The organism is Actinoplanes sp. NPDC049118 (assembly GCF_040648555.1).
Classification (GTDB): Bacteria; Actinomycetota; Actinomycetes; order Mycobacteriales; family Micromonosporaceae; genus Actinoplanes.
Genome location: NZ_JBEZDY010000038.1, coordinates 19,607 through 36,183, shown reverse-complemented (window position 1 = coordinate 36,183; position 16,577 = coordinate 19,607). Strand labels below are relative to the sequence as shown.

Here is a 16,577-nt window from a genome sequence, read left to right as displayed (position 1 = left end):
CGCGCGGATCCTCGGGATCCGTACGGCGGCGCGCCGCCGTTCCGGGCCCGCGATTCGCCGGTGGCCAGGGCGTCCGCGGCGGCTCCTGAGGAATCGTTCGGCGGCGCGCCGCGGTTTCTGCGTCGCCGCATGCGGCCCGGCGTGGAAAAGTAGTCCGCGATGCCGACCACCCCCGACCTTCCCGATGGTCGACCCGCCGGCTCGGAGGACCAGTTCGAGGCCGCCGAGGCCGTTCACCTTGCCGCCCGCGAGACGGTGCCGGTCAATGTGCGCCCCTCGGCGCCCGCCGGCCATCCCACGGTGAAGGTCGATCCGGGTGACCGCGCGACCGTGCGGGTGGATCCGCGCAACCACAAGACGGTCAAGCTGCCGGGCCAGCGCCGCCCGAGCGAATCGCGGCGCCGCGCCCCGCTGCCGGTGGCCGCCGCCGTCGCGACCTTCTGGGCCGCGTTCGTCGCCTACGTTCCGGTCGCCGCCGTCATCGGGCTGGCCCGCACGCTCGAGGGCCAGGGCGGCCTGGGCGGTGCCTCGCACGCCGGCCTGGCGGGCTGGCTCCTCGGCCACGGCGTGCCGATCGGCACCTCCATCGGCCCGCTCGGCGTGGCGCCGCTGCTGCTGACCCTGCTGGCGGGCTGGCGCCTCAACCGCGCCGGCCTGCACGTGACCCGCGCGATCGGCGCCCGGCGCAGCGGCTCGCCCGGCGCGGCCCTGCTGGTCGCGGGGACGATCGGACTCGCGTACTCGTTCCTGGGCGCGTGCGCGGCGCTGGTCGTCGACGGCCGGGGGACGGACGTCTCCGCGGGCCGCGCGGCGCTGAACTTCTTCCTGGCCGGGCTGGCGTTCTCCCTGATCGGCTCGCTGCGCGGCACGGAGGCGCTCGTCGTGACGGCCCGCAGGATCCCGCCGGCGCTGCGCCACGGGCTCCGCGCCGGGGTGGTGTCGGCGCTGCTGATCCTCGCGGCGGGTGCGGCCTTCGCCGGGCTGTCGGTGGCGGTCGGCGGGGGACAGGCGGCGGACATGATCTCCGCCTACCGGACCGGCGTCGCGGGTCAGGCCGGCATCACGCTGGTCAGCCTCGCCTACGGGGCGAACGGCGTGGTCTGGGCCGCGGCGTACCTGCTGGGTCCCGGTTTCCTGCTGGGCACCGACTCGGCGATCCGGCTCACCGAGGTGACGGTCGGCCCGCTGCCGACGCTGCCGCTGCTGGCGGGCCTGCCGGACGGCCCGATGGGCGCGAGCGGCGCGGCGCTGCTGGCGGTGCCGGTGTGCGCGGCGATGGCCTCGGGCTGGCTGCTGACCCGGCGGCTCGTCGGCGTGCACCACGTCGTCGACGGCCACCTGACGCAGGGCCGCAAACCGGGAGACCCGGCGCCGGTCGAGCCGGCCTGGTCGCTGGTGCTCGGCGCGGCGGTGCTGTCGGGGCCGGTCGCCGGACTGGTACTGGGCCTGCTGTGCTGGATGTCGGGTGGGTCGCTGGGCAACGGCCGCCTCGCCGAGATCGGCCCGGTCGCCTGGCAGGTCGCGCTGGTGGCGTCGATCGTGGTCGCGGTGTCCACGAGCATCGGCGCGGCGGCGGGCCGCGCCTTCCGGGCCCCGGTACACATGTAGCCCGCGAGCCGCACGCGCCGGTCGGAGTACGACGACGGGCGCCCGGGCGGTGAGGCCCGAGCGCCCGTCGCGGCGCTACAACGTCAGTTGCCGGTGATGTTGTCGTAACCACCCGAGGCGTAGAAGACGATCTGAACGATGAGCAGCAGTGCGATGATGCCGAAGCTGACGAAGGCCAGCGTCGGCTGCTTTCCGACCTTCTTGGCCTCGAGCAGGCTCAGGATCGCGAAGACGATCGCGAGCGGGGTGCAGCAGAACGCGAAGACAATTCCGAGAACGCCCCAGAGCGTCGTCTTGTCGTTGCCTGCGGCGGCCGGCTGTCCGTAGGGCGGTGGCGTCACGGCGAATCCTCCAGATAAATCCGCGCAATGCGGTATGTGTAAACCATATGCGCACGCGGGCCATCACGTGAGCGGCCCGCAGCCTAACCGATGATCAATGGTTTTCGCTGTCCTCGAATCGACCCGTTTACCGGCCCCGACCGGCGCGGCGATAGGGTGCTCGGGTGACAGACCCCGCGCCCGCCCGCCTGGTCGTCCTGGTCTCCGGCTCCGGCAGCAACCTGCAGGCACTCCTCGACGCCGCCGCGGATCCCGCGTACGGCGCGAAGGTCGTCGCCGTGGGTGCCGACCGGGACGGCATCGCCGGACTCGAACGCGCCGGGCAAGCCGGCATTCCCACGTTCGTGGATTCGGTGAAGGCCTACCCGAGCCGGGACGACTGGGACGCCGCCCTCGCCGGCCACGTTGCCGAGCATAAGCCCGACCTGGTCATCTCGGCGGGTTTCCTGAAGCTTGTCGGCAAGGAGTTCCTTACCGCCTTCGGCGACCGTTACGTCAACACGCACAACGCGTTGCTGCCGTCGTTCCCGGGCATTCACGGCCCGCGCGACGCCCTCGCCTACGGCGTGAAGATCGCCGGGGCGACCCTCTTCTTCGTCGACGCGGGCGTCGACACCGGACCCATCATCGCCCAGGTCAGCGTCCCCGTGCTCGACGACGACACGGAGGAGACGCTGACCGAGCGGATCAAGGACGCCGAGCGCCGGCAGCTGGTCGAGTACGTCGGCCGGCTGGTCCGCGAAGGCTGGACCATCACGGACAGAAAGGTCTCCATCCCATGACCGCCGACGAAGGCCGCCGTCCGATTCAGCGCGCGTTGCTCAGCGTGTACGACAAGACCGGCCTGGTCGAGCTCGCGCAGGCCCTGCACGCCGCGGGGGTACAGGTCGTCTCCACCGGTTCGACCGCCTCGGTGGTCGAGGCGGCCGGCGTGCCGGTCACCCGGGTCGAGGAGCTGACCGGCTTCCCGGAGTGCCTGGACGGCCGGGTCAAGACGCTGCACCCGCGGGTGCACGCGGGCCTGCTCGCCGACCTGCGCCTGCCCGCTCACGAGGCGCAGCTGGCCGAGTTGGACATCGAGCCCTTCGACCTGCTGGTCAGCAACCTGTACCCGTTCACCGAGACCGTCGCCTCCGGCGCGACCGTCGACGAGTGCGTCGAGCAGATCGACATCGGCGGGCCGGCGATGGTGCGCGCGGCGGCCAAGAACCACCCCTCGGTCGCCGTGGTGACCTCCGTGGCGGCGTACCCGTTGATCGCCGACGCGCTGCGGGACGGCGGTTTCACGCTGACGCAGCGCAAAATGCTCGCCGCCCGGGCCTTCGCCGACATCGCGGAGTACGACGTCGCGGTCGCGAACTGGTGCGCGACCACCCTGGCGCCGGCCGACTGGCCCGAGTTCGCCGGGCTGGCGCTGCGGCGCGAGAGCCCGCTGCGGTACGGCGAGAACCCGCACCAGCAGGCCGCGCTCTACCTTGACCCGAACGCTCCCGCCGGGCTCGCGCAGGCCGAGCAGCTGCACGGCAAGGAGATGTCCTACAACAACTACGTCGACGCGGACGCCGCCTGGCGCTCGGCGAACGACTTCGCCGAGCCTTGCGTGGCGATCATCAAGCACGCCAACCCGTGCGGCATCGCGGTCGGCGCCGACGTCGCCGAGGCGCACCGCAAGGCGCACGCGTGTGACCCGGTCTCGGCGTTCGGCGGGGTCATCGCGGTCAACCGGCAGGTGACGGTCGAGCTCGCCGACCAGCTGGACGGCATCTTCACCGAGGTGATCGTGGCGCCCGGCTTCACGCCCGAGGCGCTCGCGGTGTTCCGGGAGAAGAAGAACCTGCGGGTGCTCGTCGCTCCGCCGTGGAACCCGCCGCCCGCCGAGATCAAGCAGGTCGGCGGCGGCGTGCTGGTGCAGCTCTCCGACCGGATCGACGCCGAGGGCGACGACCCGGCGAACTGGACGCTGGCCACCGGCGAGGCGGCCGCTCCCGAGGACCTCGCCGACCTCGCCTTCGCCTGGCGCGCGATCCGGAGCGTGAAGAGCAACGCGATCCTGCTCGCGCACGACGGCGCGACCGTCGGCGTCGGCATGGGTCAGGTCAACCGGGTCGACGCCGCGCACCTCGCGGTGAACCGGGCCGGCGCGGACCGGGCCAAGGGCAGCGTGGCCGCCTCGGACGCGTTCTTCCCGTTCCCGGACGGCCTCGAGGTGCTGATCGCGGCCGGCGTCAAGGCGGTCGTGCAGCCGGGCGGCTCGATCCGCGACAACCTGGTGATCGAGGCGGCCGAGAAGGCCGGCATCACCGTCTACCTGACCGGCACGCGGCACTTCTACCACTGATGGACGTGGTCCGGAACGAGACCTTTTCCGGCAAGGACTGGGCGCTCGACGAGGTGGAACGCGCACACTACGAGGACTGCGCGTTCCACGACGTCGACTGGTCGGAGGCGAAGCTCGGCGGCTGCACGTTCACTCACTGCGAGTTCGGCAACGTGCGATTCAACGCCGCCGAGCTGACCAATTGCGCGATCACGCAGTCGGTGGTGCGCCGCAGCTCGTTCTTCGACGCCACGCTCGTCGGCTGCAAGCTGACCGGTACGCAGTTCCTCGACTGCGGACTGCGGCCGCTCACCATCGACGGCGGCGACTGGGGGTTCGTCTCGCTGCGCGGTGCCAACCTCACCGCAGCGAGGCTCGGCGGACTGCGGCTGCGCGAGGCGGATCTCACCAACGCCGACCTCACCAGGGCGGATCTGCGCGGCGCGGACCTCTCGAACGCCCGGCTGCAGGGCGCGGTGCTCAAGGGCGCCGACCTGCGCGGCGCCGACCTGGACGGGGTCGCGCTGCGCGATGTCGCCATCGACGGCGCGCAGATCGACCTGGCGCAGGCGGCGCAGTTCGCCTCGGCGCACGGGGCCCGGGTCTCCGGGTAGCGGACGGCCGGCGACGCCGCCGAGCGGCCGGATGAGGCCCGCGGAGTGGCTTACCTCGCGCTAATCGGCCCTGCCGGGTAATGCGTCGTTAACCGACTGATACGGTCCGGAAAAAGTCGTCCCGCCGACTGGGAGTGAGAGACATGGGCAAGAAGGTCACCGTCGTAGGCGCCGGTTTCTACGGGTCCACGACCGCACAGCGTCTGGCCGAGTACGACATCTTCGAGACCGTGGTGCTCACCGACATCGTCGAGGGCAAGCCGGAGGGCCTCGCGCTGGACCTCAACCAGTCGCGCCCGATCGAGGGCTTCGAGACCAGGATCGTCGGCGCCACCACCGGGCCGAACGGCGAGGGCTACGAGGCCATCGAGGGCTCCGACGTGGTCGTCATCACCGCCGGCCTGCCCCGCAAGCCGGGCATGAGCCGCATGGACCTGCTCGGCGTCAACGCCAAGATCGTGCGCCAGGTCGCCGAGAACGTCGCGAAGTACGCGCCGAACGCCGTCGTCATCGTCGTGTCGAACCCGCTCGACGAGATGACCGCGCTCGCTCAGATCGCCACCCAGTTCCCGAAGAACCGGGTCCTGGGCCAGGCCGGAATGCTCGACTCGGCGCGCTTCACCAACAACGTCGCCGAGGAGCTGAAGGTTCCGGTCGGCAGCGTCAAGACGCTGACGCTGGGCTCGCACGGCGACACCATGGTGCCGGTGCCGTCGAAGTCCTCGGTCAACGGCAAGCCGCTCGCCGAGCTGCTCCCGGCCGACAAGGTCGAGGAGCTCGTCACCCGTACCCGCAACGGCGGCGCCGAGGTCGTTGCGCTGCTCAAGACCGGCTCGGCGTACTACGCGCCGTCCGCCGCCGCCGCGCGCATGGCCAAGGCCGTCGCGGAGGACTCCGGCGCGGTCATGCCGGTCTGCGCCTGGGTCGACGGCGAGTACGGCATCTCGGGCGTCTACCTGGGCGTCGAGGCCGAGATCGGCGCCGAGGGCGTGAAGAAGGTCGTCGAGACCGACCTCACCGCGTCCGAGCTGGCCGGCCTGAAGGAGGCCGCCGAGGCCGTCCGCGCCAAGCAGGCGGACGTCGCCGACCTCTGATCCGTCAAACGTGAAAGGCCAGGGCCGTCGGCCCTGGCCTTTTTTCGGCCCGCCGGACCGGCGTCCAGCCGGTAGCGCGATGATGGTGAGCGGACCCACAGGGCAAGGGGCGGGAGCGATCTCCAACCGGCCTGCAGTACGCTCGTACTGCTAAAACATGTGTCCCGGGAGAGGAGCGCCAGGTCGATGGCGAAGATCAAGGTCAACAACCCGGTCGTGGAGCTTGACGGCGACGAGATGACCCGGATCATCTGGAAGCAGATCCGCGAACAGCTGGTGCTGCCGTACCTCGACGTCAACCTCGAGTACTACGACCTGTCGATCCAGCACCGCGACGAGACCGATGACCAGGTGACCATCGACTCGGCCAACGCCATCAAGCGGCACGGCGTCGGCGTGAAGTGCGCGACCATCACCCCGGACGAGGCCCGCGTCGACGAGTTCGGCCTGAAGAAGATGTGGCGGTCGCCGAACGGCACGATCCGCAACATCCTCGGCGGCGTCGTCTTCCGCGAGCCGATCATCATGTCGAACGTACCGAGGCTGGTACCGGGCTGGACCAAGCCGATCATCATCGGCCGTCACGCGCACGGCGACCAGTACAAGGCGACCGACTTCGTGACGCCGGGCCCGGGCAAGCTCACCGTCACGTTCACGCCCGAGGACGGCTCCGCGCCGATGGAGTTCCACGTCGCGGACTACCCGGGCGGCGGCGTCGCGATGGCGATGTACAACTTCGACGAGTCGATCCGCGACTTCGCGCGCGCCTCGTTCCGGTACGGCCTGGCCCGCAACTACCCGGTCTACCTCTCCACGAAGAACACGATCCTCAAGGCCTACGACGGCCGGTTCAAGGACCTGTTCGCCGAGATCTTCGAGACCGAGTTCGCCGAGGAGTTCAAGGCCGCCGGCCTGACCTACGAGCACCGGCTGATCGACGACATGGTCGCCGCCGCGATGAAGTGGGAGGGCGGCTACGTCTGGGCCTGCAAGAACTACGACGGTGACGTGCAGTCCGACACGGTGGCGCAGGGCTTCGGCTCGCTCGGCCTGATGACCTCGGTGCTGATGACCCCGGACGGCCAGACCGTCGAGGCGGAGGCCGCCCACGGCACGGTCACCCGGCACTACCGGCAGTGGCAGAAGGGCGAGAAGACCTCGACCAACCCGATCGCCTCGATCTTTGCGTGGACCGGCGGCCTCAAGCACCGCGGCAAGCTCGACGGCACCCCGGCGGTCACCGAGTTCGCCGAGACGCTCGAGAAGGTCTGCGTGGACACCGTCGAGGCCGGTCAGATGACCAAGGACCTCGCGCTGCTGATCTCCCGGGACGCCCCGTGGCTGACCACGGACGAGTTCATGAACGCCCTGGACGAGAACCTGGCGCGCAAGCTCGCCTGATCCCGTACCGCAGAGACCGCCGGCGGTTGCCGGCGGTCTTTTTTGCTATTCCGATGAATGCGGTAAATCGCATGTTTAAGATGCGTTACCAAGGGGCAGGGCTTTCGTTCTTCTCTGTAGAACGGATGACGGTCGTGCCGCCTCACCAGTCGCCCGCCGGTCTGGCTGCCTCGTCCCGGGCGCCGACCGGTTCTGGAGGCGGACACGATCAGTGGGCGCTTACGCCCGCCGTCCTTCCCTGCGGGGGGCCTTTGTCCCGGGCCCCCCGCCCCCACTCTGCCCGCCGGTCGCCGCCCGCCCGGCGCGACCGCGGTCGCGCGCTCAGAGGGCGTCGCGCAGCAACTGTGCCGCGGTCTCCGGGACTATGTCGTTGATGAAGGCGCCCATCGCGGACTCGGAGCCGGCCAGGTACTTCAGCTTGTCCGCCGCCCGGCGGACGCTGAAGAGCTGCAGGTGCAGGTAGCCCAGCTCGCGGCCCTCGCCGGTCACCGCCTGGTGCCAGGCGGAGATGTAGGGCATCGGCCGGTCGAAGAGCGCGTCGAAGCGCCGCAGGATGTCCAGGTAGATCGGGCCGAAGGCGTCGCGCTCCGCGCCGGTCAGGGCCGGGATGTCCAGGACCTGCCGGTTCGGGGCGAGCTGGATCTCGAACGGCCAGCGGGACGCCGCCGGCACGTAGGCCGTCCAGTGCTCGTTGGCGGCCACCACGCGGACCTGAGCCTTCTGTTCGGCCTCGAGCACGTCCGAGTACAGGTTGCGGCCCCCGGTGAGCTCCGCGTGCCGCTGAGCGGCCCGGAGCGTCGCCTGGGTGTGCGGCGGGACCATCGGGTACGCGTAGATCTGCCCGTGCGGGTGGCTCAGCGTCACGCCGATCTCGATGCCGCGGTTCTCGAACGGGAAGACCTGCGCGACGCCCGGCAGCGCGGACATCTCCGTCGTGCGGTCGGCGAGCGCGTCGACCACCGTGCGTACGCGTTCCGGCGTCAGCGCGCCGAAGGAGCTGTTGTGGTCGCTGGTGAAGCAGACGACCTCGCAGCGCCCGACGCCCGGCCGGACCGGCACCAGGTCGGTCAGCTCGGTGATCTCGTCCGCCTTGATCCGGTCGCTGAACGACGGAAACTGGTTCTCGAAGACGACCACGCCGTAGTCCGGTGCCGGGATCTCGCTCGCGAAGTCCGGCGTCGACGGGCAGAGCGGGCACTTGTCGCTCGGCGGCAGGAACGTGCGGGTCTGCCGGTGCGCGGCGACCGCCACCCACTCGTCGACCAGCGGGTCGTACCGCAGCTGCGACGTCGGTGGCGGGGGTGGCAGGTGCCGGGTGTCGGGCCACCCGTCGCGGTCCGCGTCCGGAGTCTCGTCGAAGTAGATGAGCTCGCGGCCGTCCGAGAGCCGGATCGCGGTCCTCTTGGCGATCATTGAGCGCTTACCACCATCAGCTCGTTCACCTGTTCCGCCAGGACCGCGCGCGCGGCCTCGTCCAACTGGTCATCCGTGATGACCACGTCGGCGCGCTCGAGCGGCACGATCGAGGAGATGCCGACCGTGCCCCACTTGGTGTGGTCGGCGAGCACGACCAGCCGCTCGGCCGCCTCGACGAGGGCGCGGTTGACGTCGGCCTCCATGAGGTTCGGCGTGGTGTAGCCGGCCCGCTCGCTCATCCCGTGCACGCCGAGGAAGAGCACGTCGAGGTGCAGCGTGCCGATCGCGGCGACCGCCACCGGGCCGACCAGGGCGTCGGAGGGCGTTCGCGTCCCGCCGGTCAGCACCACGGTCTGGTCCGGGCGCCCGGCCCGGTAGAAGATGTCGGCGACCGGGATGGAGTTGGTGACCACGGTCAGCGCCGGAACGTCGACGAGCCGCTGTGCGAGCCCGGCGGTCGTGGTGCCCGCGGACAGCGCGATGGCGTCGCCGGGGGAGACCAGCGCGGCGGCGCGCATGGCCATCGCCGCCTTCTCGGCGCGCTGGCGCACCGACTTGGCCGCGAAGCCGGGCTCGTGCGCCGAACCAGGGCTCACCGTGGTGGCGCCCCCGTGTACCTTCGCCAATAGGCCCCGGTCAGCCAGGGACTCCAGGTCGCGGCGGATGGTCATGTCTGACACGCCGTACTCGGTGGCCAGCTCGCTGACGCGCACGCCGCCCGCCGCGCGTACCCGGTCCAGGATGGCCGCCTGGCGCTGCTGGGCCAGCATCAGCACTCACCCGCATTGAGTCGTTCTAACCGCACGAATTCGAACACGTGCGAACACTACCTGCTGATCGGGTGTGCGCAAAAGAGTGTGTGTTAGATACCTCGGCCACGCTTGTGCAGGGCGGAGAGCACGTTCTCGACCTTCACCGCACCCGCGATGGCCGCCAGGGCGATCGCGGTGCGCGGCTCCTTCCAGTTCGCACGGACCGCCTCCTTGCTGAACTGCCAGGCCTGGCTGCGGTTACCGGTCGCCGCCGACCAGCACGCCAGCTGGCCGTAGACCCGGGCGGCGCCCGGCCGGCACCCGCTGATCTCCGGGTGGCGTTGCATCATCCAGCGCAGCGAGGAGATCTTCGTGGCGTACTCGTAGGCGTAGTGCGAGGTCCGTCCCCAGAGCACCCGGACCAGCGGCTCGTCCAGATGCACGATCGGCGCCCGGCGGGCCGCGCGCAGCAGCAGGTCCCAGTCCTCGTTCTGGCTGCCGGGCGCGTCCTCGGCGACCAGCCCGATCGCGGACTCCGCCAGCGCCTCCCGGCGCACCAGGAACGACGACGAGTGCAGCATCGCCATCCGGGAGCGGGCCAGTTCATCAACGGTCACCCGGCTGTGGCCGGCCAGCCGCGGGGTGGTCCGGCCCTCGTACTCGACCTCGATCGCACACGTGGCGAACTCGGAGTCCGGCTCGGCCAGCAGGGCGGCGACCTGGCGGCGCAGCTTGTCCGGCGCCCACCGGTCGTCGTCGTCGCAGAACGCCACGAACTCGGTGTCCAGCGCCAGGATGCCGGTGTTGCGGGCGCCGGCCAGGCCGGACGTGCGCCAGTTCGTCAGCACCAGCACCTGGGTGCCCTCGGTGGAGGCGAGCAGGTAGTCGGGCTCGGTCTGGTCGTAGACGACGACCACCTTCATCTCGCCCGGGTAGCGCTGGTCGCGGACGGCGGCGATCGCCTTGCGTACCAGTTCGGGGCGGTTGCGGGTGGGGATAACGACACCGACGGACGGCCAGTTCATCACGCCTCCTGGAGCATCTCTGCGGGGTTGAGCGGGTAGCCGTACGCGCGCAGCATCGGTGCGCACACCGCGCCGACGAGGCGGCGCTGGCCGCTGGGCAGCGCGCGCATCCAGGCATCGTCGCGGCGCATCGGCAGCCGCCCGACGCTGAAGCGCATCGGGTTTCCGGCGGCGCTGTGTCCGACCCGCAGGTCGGCGTACCCGTCGCCGAGGAAGGCCAGGTCGGCGTCGTCCGCGGGGACGCCGGCGTACTCGGCCAGTTCGCGCAGCGCGGCCCGCGGGTCGGTGAGGAACTGCTCGTAGCGGATCCGCCGTACCGGGACGTCGAGCCGGGCGAGCAGCCCGAACGCGGCGTTGTGCGCGTTCCAGAGCAGGGCCGAACGGCCGGGGGAGTAGCGGGTCATCTCGTCGCTGCCGTCGGTCTCCGGCCGGGCGACGGTCTTGGTCCACGAGTACGCGACCCCGCGCGCGTCCCGGACGACGTGCACCACCCGCAGGTCCACGTCGTCCGCCCAGCGCAGCACGTGTGCGAGCGCGCTGTGCTTGGAGGAGTCGACGACGACCGCGGCGCCGGAGACCTCGGCGGCGGCCGCGTAGACCTTGGCGTAGTAGCCCGCGTACTCGCGGACGTCGGCGCGCTGGGCGGCGGGCAGGTTGGCGCTCGCCAGGCGGGGGATGTGCCGGGTCCGCTCCACGACGTCGCGCAGGGCGTGCACCCGGTCGACGTCGACGTTGCCCCATCCGCCGAAGGCGGTGAGGCCGACGCGCTTCCAGAACGTGCACGCGGAGAAGTGGGCGCCGCAGCCGCAGCGTTCGTCGTCGCGGATGTCGCGCTGCCACAGGTGGACGACTTCGCCGAGCGCACACACGGAGGGAAGTTCGCCGAGTAGGCGTTCGACGAGCGTCGTTCCACTTCGCCCTAATCCGCCCAGATATAGAACTCGTGCCACTTTCGCCCGCCTTCGCTCGTTTCGCTCCTATAACGAGCGAGTAGGGCTGAAGGAGGCGTTGCATGACTGTCGAGGCTTTCGACCGTGTCCACCTGGACGGCACGGGAATCGACCGCATCACCGAGGACGAGGTCGTGGCGGTCGTCCGGGAGGCGATCAACCACGGGCGGGGCGGTCGCATCCTCACCCCGAACGTCGACATCCTGCGCCAGGCGCAGATCGACGACGGTGTCCGCGTACACCTCGACGACGCCGACCTGATAGTCGCCGACGGCATGCCGCTGGTCTGGGCCAGCAAGCTCAGCGGAACCCCGCTGCCGGAGCGGGTCGCGGGCAGCAGCCTGATCTGGTCGCTGTCCCGCGGGCTCGGCTACGACCGCCGGTCGATCTTCCTCGTCGGCGGCGCGCCCGGCGCCGAGGGCGCGCAGGACGGCGCGGCCCGGGCCGCCGAGCGCCTCGCCCGGGAGTGCACCGGGCTCAGGATCGCCGGCACCAGTTGCCCGTCGTTCGGCTTCGAGAAGGAGGAACGGACCTATGCCGGCTTCTGTGCCGAGATCGTCCGCGCGGAGCCCGACCTGGTCTTCGTCGGCCTGGGCTTTCCCAAGCAGGAGGCGGTCATCACCCGGCTGCGCGCCGAGATGCCGAAGGCCTGGTTCATCGGCTGCGGCGCGGCGGTCAACTTCGTGGCCGGGGACGTCGAACGCGCACCGCGCTGGATGCAGCGGACCGGTCTGGAATGGGCACATCGGCTGGGCACGGAGCCCGGCCGCCTGGCGAAGCGCTACCTCAAGCACGACGCCCCGTACGCGATGCGCCTGCTCGCCGGCGCCGCGAGCCGGCGCCTCTGAGCCCTGGTTGGACCGGGACCGGCGTCCCGGTCCAACCCTCAGCCCGGGTTGAAGTACGGATCCTTCGTCAGCCTCGTGAAGGCGTCGAAGGCCGGCGGATCGCCGGCCAGCTGGAACTGCTGCTTCGGGCCGTTTCCCTCGGGATTCGACTCGAAGTAGACGACGCCCTTGATCTGCGGGTTCGCCTTGAAGGTCTCGGCGGCGTTGCGCAGCCAGGCGGCCCGGCCCGCGGAGCCCCAGGCCTTGGCCACCCCGAACTCGCCGATGATGATCGGCTTCGGGCGCTGGGCGGCCCACTGCAGGAACGGACCCATCAGCTGCCCGATCGGCTGGAAGAGGTTCCCCGCGTAGACGTCGACGCAGGTCCAGTCGACCTGGTCGTCGCCCGGGTAGAAGGCCGGCGCGTCGCCACGGACGAAGCCCTCCGCGGTCGGGCACCACACCCACGACACGTTCTCCACCCGTTGCTGGGCGAAGATCTCCCGGATGTGCTTGTACGCGGCGATGTAGTCCTCACCGGACCACATCGTCGCGCGCAGGTTCGGCCGGTCCATCTCCCACCGGATCCGCAGCAGCACCGGCTGGCCCACCTTGCGGATGGCCCGCGCCTGCTGCCGGATCAGGCGGTCGTGCTCGCCCGCGAGGATCGAGCGGTTGTCGCCGGTCGCCCAGCTCACCATGAGCGTCGCGCCCTTGGCGAGGAACTCCGCGTCCGACTCGGTGCCGACCATCTGCTCGAAACGCCGGTAGGTGTTGACGATGTCCAGCGGCCGGCCCAGCTCCTCCTCGAGGCCGTCGACGGCCGCGACGCGGCCGACGTGGGTGAGTTCGTCCGGCTTGATCCAGGCGCCCAGGTACGCACCGGTCGGCGGCGCCCCGAACGGTCCGGCCTCGAACGGCCCCGGGTTGACGGCCACCGCGACGGGCGCGCTGGTCAGGTCCGGTGCCGGCGGGGGTTCGGGCGCGTCCCGCCGGTGCGAGGTGCAGCCGGCGAGAATGAGGACGAGCAGGCCCAGCAGGGCGAGAACGCGGCGCATGGCAGTGGCTACCTCTTCCGGCGGGCCGTGTACAGAACGTTGACCGCGAAGCCGTCCGCGCCCGGCAGCCTGCGTACGGCCGCGTCGGCGGCACGAGCCAGCCGCATGTTGTCCAGCGACTCGGTCAGCATGGAGAAGCCGCGCCGGTCGATGATTTCGAAGCCGTGCCGGTCGAACAGCTCCTCGACCTCGTCGTGTGACAGCTCGGCGAACCAGCGCTCGCCGGAGTGCCGCCGGGCGCGCAGGTGCCGCAGCGAGCCCGCGTTGCCGTGGTTCTCCACCACCAGCAGGCCGGAGTCGCGCTCCGGCAGGGCCTTCGCGGCGAACGCGATCGCCCGGTCCCGCACGTCCGCGTGCACATTGAGCAGCAGCCGGAACATCGTGACGATCGCCGGGTGCCCGGCCGGAACCGGGTTCGGCACCGGGCCGTCCGTCGGCACCTGGTGCCACCGCGCCTGCGAGCCGACCTCGGCCGCCTTCGCCATCATCTCGGCCGACGTGTCGTAGCCGTGCGCGTCGCGGACCAGGCCGTGCAGCGTGCGGATCGCGCGGCCGGTGCCGCAGGCGAAGTCGTGCTGCACCGGCGGGGTGTCGAACTCCCGGTCGACGAGCCGGCGCAGGTAGGCCCGCTGCCGCTCGTTGATCCGCGACGCGTAGCTGTCCGGCGCGTAGGTGACATGCTCGTACTTGTCGACGGCGTTCGCGTCCTGGAACACCTTTGTGTATTCGGTGGTCAACCGGTCCTCCTCTGGATGAGCTTGCGGGGCTGGAAGGCGTCGAGGGCGAGGGGGCCGCGCAGCAGCCAGACGCCCGCGGCGAACGCGGGCACGGCCGTGGCCACGCCCAGCGTGAGACCGGCCGGTCCGGCGCCGGCAACGGTGGTGACGAGCCCGGGTAGCACGCCGAAACAGGCGGCGGAGAGCCCGGCGGCGGCGAGCGTGCCCGTTCCGAACGGGTGCAGCCGGGCGGCCCGCCCCACCTGCACGAGCGGCAGCAGGTTGTTGGCGACCATCGCGCAGGCCAGGCCGATCGCGGCGCCGAGGGCGCCGTACCGGGGGATGAGCAGCACGTCCAGGCCGATCGTCACGCCCAGCGCGATCAGGACGTTGACGAGGTTCCACGAGGTGCGCCCGGCCATCGCCAGAACCATGTCGACCATGCCGCAGCCGGTGGCGACGAGCATGGCGCAGGCGAGCACGACGACGACCTCCGCGCCCTGCGGGTAGGCGTCGCCGAACAGTCCCAGGTAGACCGGCGCGAGCAGGATCACCAGGAAGTTGATCGGCCAGGTCACCAGCACCAGCCAGCCGGTGGCGGTCTGGTACAGGTGATTGGCCGTCTCCCGGTCGCCGGTCGCGAGGGCCTCGGCCAGCCGTGGCTGCACCGACTGGGAGATGCCCTGGTTGGCGAACTGGATGAGCACCACGAACCGGCCGGCGACGGCATAGATCGCGGCGGCCGCCAGCCCGCCGAGGGCGGCGACGAGGAGCACGTCGACCCGCTGCAGCGCGAGCTGCGCGACGCTGGCCAGGGCCCGCGGGCCGGTGAAGCGCCAGAAGTCGCGGCGCAGCCGCCGCCGCTCGGTGCGCCTGGTCCGCGCCTGCTCGGGCTTGCCGGCCAGGTAGGTCTTGCGCAGCGCGACCGCCGCGAGCACCGTCACCGGCAGGTACGGCACGGCCCAGGCCAGGGCGAACGCCGGCAGCGTCGCCATCGTCCAGAGCCCGGCCACCCCGACCGCTCCCACGCACAGCAACTGCAGCGCGCTGCGCGTGATCCGGTCGAGGGTGACGGTGGGCCGCATGGCCTTGTAGCCGCGGGTGGCGGTCAGCAGGGCGTCGGTGAGCGCCTGCAGCGGCAGGAAGACCGCCAGCACCCGCAGCCCGGTGGTGTGCGCGTCGACGACGTGCGGCGAATCCTGCGCGGTGAGGTGTGCGATCGCCGGCGCCCCGAACCACATCGCGAAGCCGAGCGCGACGGCGAGCGCGAGGACGGGCGTGAGGCCGGTGCGCAGGCAGACGCCGAGCAGGTGGTCGTGGCCGGTGGCGCGCAGCCGGGCCGGCCAGTAGACCAGGCCGGTCTGCGTTCCGAGCTTGGCCAGCCCGCCGGCCAGCACGAACGCCGCCGTCGCGGCGAAGAACGCGCCGGCCTGCTCGGCGCCGAGGCCCCGCGCGACCACCCAGGTGACCGCGATGCCGGTGCCGCCGGCGAGCGCGGAGCCGACCATGTTGGCCAGGCCCCCGCGTGCGACACCCCGGGTGGCTTTTCGGCGCGGCGGATCGGCGACCGCCGTCGCGGTCATGCCTGACGCCAGATGGGCACCCGGCCGAGCCAGGTGATCAGCGCCTCGTCGTGCGTCGCGAAGTAGTTCGTCAGGTCGCGGCGCAGGCCCGGGTCCATGTCGGCCTGCCGGGGCCGGGCGTTGTGCCGCTCGAAGGCCGGATGCCCGAGGTCGAGGCGTAGCCCCAGGAACGAGCAGACCTCGTCGTAGGTCTTCTCGGGCTCGGTGAAGAACCGCTCGCTCTCCACCACGTGGATGCGTTCCCGGCCGACGTGCTGCGCCATCACGCTCAGGTAGCGGGCGTACTCGCCCCGGGACCGGTAGGCGTGGTGCTGGTGTGCGAACGAGTAGTAGGTCGGGTCCGTCGCCAGCTTGTGCTCCTGGCGGTGCAGCCGGGGCGGCTCCAGCGCGAGCGCGTTGCCGAAGTCGCGCTCGTGCTCGAACCCGCGGGCCAGCTCGTGATGGTGCTGCGAGTACGCCCGCTCCACCGGGTCGCGGACCAGCACCACGAGCTTCGCCCCGGGCAGATCCGCGGCGATCCGGGCGGCCGCCTGCGGGTGGTACATGTAGTACGGGCTGGACTCGAAGGTCTGCGCCTCGACCCCGTACTTGGTGCGGACCCGCTCGGCGCTGCGCTGCAGCGGGAAGTGGCCGCGGTACCAGCCCTTACCGCGCTCGTAGGACACGTCGAAGTAGTGCACGCCCTTGTGCAGCACGGCCTTGAGCACGGTCGGGTGAGCGGCGAGCGCGCGGTACAGCGAGGTCGTGCCGCAGCGCTGGCCACCGCAGATCAGGAACGACGGGGTCATCCGCGCGGGCGCGGTGAGCCGGCCGTACGAGCGGGAACCCAGGTGCACGACCCGTTTCACCGGGCTCGGAACCTTGGAGGCGTCCAT

At 71.3% G+C, this 16,577-nt stretch carries 16 protein-coding genes; 7 read left to right on the top strand and 9 right to left on the bottom strand.

What is annotated here, in order from left to right:
- The first annotated feature begins 159 nt into the window (after nt 1-159).
- Nucleotides 160-1,608 (top strand): DUF6350 family protein, encoded by a 1,449-nt coding sequence (locus AB0B58_RS38440; RefSeq protein WP_360234872.1) that lies wholly within the window; start codon nt 160-162, stop codon nt 1,606-1,608.
- An 83-nt stretch (nt 1,609-1,691) separates the two neighbouring features.
- On the opposite strand, the gene AB0B58_RS38435 is transcribed toward AB0B58_RS38440, so the two are convergent.
- Nucleotides 1,692-1,949 (bottom strand): hypothetical protein, encoded by a 258-nt coding sequence (locus AB0B58_RS38435; protein ID WP_360234869.1) that lies wholly within the window; start codon nt 1,947-1,949, stop codon nt 1,692-1,694.
- 164 nt (nt 1,950-2,113) lie between these two features.
- Here AB0B58_RS38435 and purN point away from each other — a divergent pair, with 164 nt between their 5' ends.
- From purN to AB0B58_RS38410, 5 genes are all read left to right on the top strand, one after another.
- Nucleotides 2,114-2,731 carry a phosphoribosylglycinamide formyltransferase gene (gene purN, locus AB0B58_RS38430; protein ID WP_360234866.1) on the top strand — a complete coding sequence of 206 codons (618 nt, stop codon included), beginning with the start codon at nt 2,114-2,116 and terminating at the stop codon, nt 2,729-2,731.
- Nucleotides 2,728-4,287, top strand: coding sequence for a bifunctional phosphoribosylaminoimidazolecarboxamide formyltransferase/IMP cyclohydrolase (gene purH / locus AB0B58_RS38425; RefSeq protein WP_360234863.1), 1,560 nt, complete (start codon nt 2,728-2,730; stop codon nt 4,285-4,287). The genes purN and purH overlap by 4 nt, the downstream gene beginning before the upstream one ends.
- The gene (locus AB0B58_RS38420) at nt 4,287-4,880 is read left to right on the top strand and encodes a pentapeptide repeat-containing protein (protein ID WP_360234860.1); all 594 of its coding nucleotides are present in this window, start codon (nt 4,287-4,289) and stop codon (nt 4,878-4,880) included. Before purH ends, AB0B58_RS38420 begins: the two co-directional genes overlap by 1 nt.
- 143 nt (nt 4,881-5,023) lie before the next feature.
- Nucleotides 5,024-5,974 carry a malate dehydrogenase gene (gene mdh, locus AB0B58_RS38415; RefSeq protein WP_360234857.1) on the top strand — a complete coding sequence of 317 codons (951 nt, stop codon included), beginning with the start codon at nt 5,024-5,026 and terminating at the stop codon, nt 5,972-5,974.
- Nucleotides 5,975-6,160: 186 nt separating this feature from the next.
- Nucleotides 6,161-7,375: an NADP-dependent isocitrate dehydrogenase gene (locus AB0B58_RS38410; RefSeq protein ID WP_360234854.1), complete on the top strand. Its 1,215-nt coding sequence runs from the start codon at nt 6,161-6,163 to the stop codon at nt 7,373-7,375.
- 321 nt (nt 7,376-7,696) lie between these two features.
- On the opposite strand, the gene galT is transcribed toward AB0B58_RS38410, so the two are convergent.
- From galT to AB0B58_RS38390, 4 genes are all read right to left on the bottom strand, one after another.
- Nucleotides 7,697-8,788, bottom strand: a complete 1,092-nt coding sequence (gene galT, locus AB0B58_RS38405) for a galactose-1-phosphate uridylyltransferase (protein ID WP_360234851.1) — start codon at nt 8,786-8,788, stop codon at nt 7,697-7,699.
- Nucleotides 8,785-9,561 (bottom strand): DeoR/GlpR family DNA-binding transcription regulator, encoded by a 777-nt coding sequence (locus AB0B58_RS38400; RefSeq protein WP_360234848.1) that lies wholly within the window; start codon nt 9,559-9,561, stop codon nt 8,785-8,787. Before AB0B58_RS38400 ends, galT begins: the two co-directional genes overlap by 4 nt.
- 92 nt (nt 9,562-9,653) lie before the next feature.
- Nucleotides 9,654-10,568 (bottom strand): glycosyltransferase family A protein, encoded by a 915-nt coding sequence (locus AB0B58_RS38395; RefSeq protein WP_360234845.1) that lies wholly within the window; start codon nt 10,566-10,568, stop codon nt 9,654-9,656.
- Nucleotides 10,568-11,518 (bottom strand): sulfotransferase, encoded by a 951-nt coding sequence (locus AB0B58_RS38390; protein ID WP_360234842.1) that lies wholly within the window; start codon nt 11,516-11,518, stop codon nt 10,568-10,570. Before AB0B58_RS38390 ends, AB0B58_RS38395 begins: the two co-directional genes overlap by 1 nt.
- Nucleotides 11,519-11,580: 62 nt before the next feature.
- Here AB0B58_RS38390 and AB0B58_RS38385 point away from each other — a divergent pair, with 62 nt between their 5' ends.
- Nucleotides 11,581-12,366 carry a WecB/TagA/CpsF family glycosyltransferase gene (locus tag AB0B58_RS38385; protein ID WP_360234839.1) on the top strand — a complete coding sequence of 262 codons (786 nt, stop codon included), beginning with the start codon at nt 11,581-11,583 and terminating at the stop codon, nt 12,364-12,366.
- Between the two features lie 38 nt (nt 12,367-12,404).
- On the opposite strand, the gene AB0B58_RS38380 is transcribed toward AB0B58_RS38385, so the two are convergent.
- From AB0B58_RS38380 to AB0B58_RS38365, 4 genes are read right to left on the bottom strand one after another with little or no spacing between them, the layout of a single operon-like run.
- Nucleotides 12,405-13,403: a glycosyl hydrolase gene (locus AB0B58_RS38380; RefSeq protein ID WP_360234836.1), complete on the bottom strand. Its 999-nt coding sequence runs from the start codon at nt 13,401-13,403 to the stop codon at nt 12,405-12,407.
- 8 nt (nt 13,404-13,411) lie between these two features.
- Nucleotides 13,412-14,140: a methyltransferase domain-containing protein gene (locus tag AB0B58_RS38375; RefSeq protein WP_360234833.1), complete on the bottom strand. Its 729-nt coding sequence runs from the start codon at nt 14,138-14,140 to the stop codon at nt 13,412-13,414.
- Nucleotides 14,137-15,702, bottom strand: coding sequence for an MATE family efflux transporter (locus tag AB0B58_RS38370; protein ID WP_360234830.1), 1,566 nt, complete (start codon nt 15,700-15,702; stop codon nt 14,137-14,139). The genes AB0B58_RS38375 and AB0B58_RS38370 overlap by 4 nt, the downstream gene beginning before the upstream one ends.
- Nucleotides 15,699-16,577, bottom strand: coding sequence for a sulfotransferase (locus AB0B58_RS38365; protein ID WP_360234827.1), 879 nt, complete (start codon nt 16,575-16,577; stop codon nt 15,699-15,701). Before AB0B58_RS38365 ends, AB0B58_RS38370 begins: the two co-directional genes overlap by 4 nt.

Excerpts from the sequence above, each read along its gene's own strand:
- AB0B58_RS38440 (WP_360234872.1), top strand. The coding sequence starts at position 160 with ATGCCGACCACCCCCGACCTTCCCGATGGTCGACCCGCCGGCTCGGAG.
- purH (WP_360234863.1), top strand. The coding sequence starts at position 2,728 with ATGACCGCCGACGAAGGCCGCCGTCCGATTCAGCGCGCGTTGCTCAGC.
- AB0B58_RS38420 (WP_360234860.1), top strand. The coding sequence starts at position 4,287 with ATGGACGTGGTCCGGAACGAGACCTTTTCCGGCAAGGACTGGGCGCTC.
- mdh (WP_360234857.1), top strand. The coding sequence starts at position 5,024 with ATGGGCAAGAAGGTCACCGTCGTAGGCGCCGGTTTCTACGGGTCCACG.
- AB0B58_RS38410 (WP_360234854.1), top strand. The coding sequence starts at position 6,161 with ATGGCGAAGATCAAGGTCAACAACCCGGTCGTGGAGCTTGACGGCGAC.
- galT (WP_360234851.1), bottom strand. The coding sequence starts at position 8,788 with ATGATCGCCAAGAGGACCGCGATCCGGCTCTCGGACGGCCGCGAGCTC.
- AB0B58_RS38400 (WP_360234848.1), bottom strand. The coding sequence starts at position 9,561 with ATGCTGGCCCAGCAGCGCCAGGCGGCCATCCTGGACCGGGTACGCGCG.
- AB0B58_RS38395 (WP_360234845.1), bottom strand. The coding sequence starts at position 10,568 with ATGAACTGGCCGTCCGTCGGTGTCGTTATCCCCACCCGCAACCGCCCC.
- AB0B58_RS38385 (WP_360234839.1), top strand. The coding sequence starts at position 11,581 with ATGACTGTCGAGGCTTTCGACCGTGTCCACCTGGACGGCACGGGAATC.
- AB0B58_RS38380 (WP_360234836.1), bottom strand. The coding sequence starts at position 13,403 with ATGCGCCGCGTTCTCGCCCTGCTGGGCCTGCTCGTCCTCATTCTCGCC.
- AB0B58_RS38370 (WP_360234830.1), bottom strand. The coding sequence starts at position 15,702 with ATGACCGCGACGGCGGTCGCCGATCCGCCGCGCCGAAAAGCCACCCGG.
- AB0B58_RS38365 (WP_360234827.1), bottom strand. The coding sequence starts at position 16,577 with ATGGACGCCTCCAAGGTTCCGAGCCCGGTGAAACGGGTCGTGCACCTG.